Origin of the sequence: Endozoicomonas sp. YOMI1 (genome assembly GCF_024606345.1) — a bacterium.
Taxonomy (GTDB): Bacteria; Pseudomonadota; Gammaproteobacteria; order Pseudomonadales; family Endozoicomonadaceae; genus Endozoicomonas.
Genome location: NZ_JAHHPM010000052.1, coordinates 1 through 1,315, shown reverse-complemented (window position 1 = coordinate 1,315; position 1,315 = coordinate 1). Strand labels below are relative to the sequence as shown.

Sequence of the window (1,315 nt, the reverse complement as noted above, 5' to 3'; positions counted from 1 at the left end):
AGGGGTCAAAGTTCAGCAATGTCTGGATGGCCTCTGTGTGGTCCCCAGAAGCAGCCAAGTGGAGAGCCGTACAGCCATCGTTCATCTGTTCATTGACTGAGGTTTGATAATTTTTCAGCAGCTCCTTGACGGACTCTATGTGGCCGTTCTGAGCGGCCATATGCAGGGGCGTAGCACCATCTATATGTGTTTTGACATTGACATCCACTTTCTTATCAAGCAGTTTTCTCAGGCAATCGGTTTGCCCCCAACAAGCGGCTAAATGCAATGCCGTATTGCCGCTGTTATCAGCGATATTGAAATCCGCTCTTTCAAGCAAATAAATCAGGTGATCTAATTTGCCCCAAAGGGCCGCTATCATTAAAGGTGTGATACCGTCGTTATCACGGGCATTAAAGTCCACTCCTCTGTTATCAGCAAGCTCACGCAGACACCCAATGTCGTTTTCTTTTTCGATGGTATAGTGTTCGAAGGTCTTGCCGTTAATAAGGGTTCCAGTGATATCTATGCCCATGGCAGCACATTGTTGACGGCCCTTGGTTATGCTGATTTTGGTAGCTATATGCAGGGCTGTTTCGCCGTTATTATTGGTGGCATTTACCTTCGCTCCCTTTTCAATGAGTTTTTTCAGGCATGTTTTATCCCCATTGGCAGCGGTGATATGCAGCGGTGTTTGACCTTCCCCATCGGCGGCATTGATCTCTGTCGGATTGTTCAGGTAATTGAAAAATTCCCAATCACCTTTTCTGGCAGCAGTGTGCACTACGGTAGTAATATTTGCTCCTTCTTCGACCAGCACGGTCAGGCTCGGGTTGTTTCGCGCCAGAATAGCTCGGTACAGGGCATGATCAAGATCAAGTTCGTTTGCACCCTTCTCGATCAGGAATCTAAGGCATTCCGTTTGCCCCCCCTCGGCGGCAGCGCACAGGGCACCGTTGAGGTCTGGCGCTTGCTGTGAGACTCGCGGTGAGATCAGGGTTTCAAGGCACTGCTTTTGCCCCTGTCCGGCGGCTTCGCGCAGGGCACCGTTAAGGTCGTTTGCTCCTTTATTGATCAGGAGTATAAGGTACTGCGATTGTCCCTGTCCGGCGGCTTCGCGCAGAGCGATATTAAGGTTAGATTGGCTGAGTTCGGTGCTGATCAGGTATTCAAGCAGTGAATCATTGCCCTCCCGGACAGCGGTGCGCAGTACATTATTGATATTCGCCCCGGCCTCGATCAGGATATTGAAGACCTCGGTGCAACGCTGACGGGCAGCATTGTGCAGGGGCGTCTCACCCTGATGATCGGCGGCATTGACATCGGCACCGTGGTC

Annotated in this window: 1 protein-coding gene; it reads right to left on the bottom strand. The window is 50.9% G+C overall.

Annotation, left to right across the window (positions count from 1 at the left end):
* Nucleotides 1-1,315 (bottom strand): ankyrin repeat domain-containing protein (locus tag KDK15_RS02045; protein ID WP_257293704.1); only part of this gene is annotated, 1,315 nt, incomplete at both ends.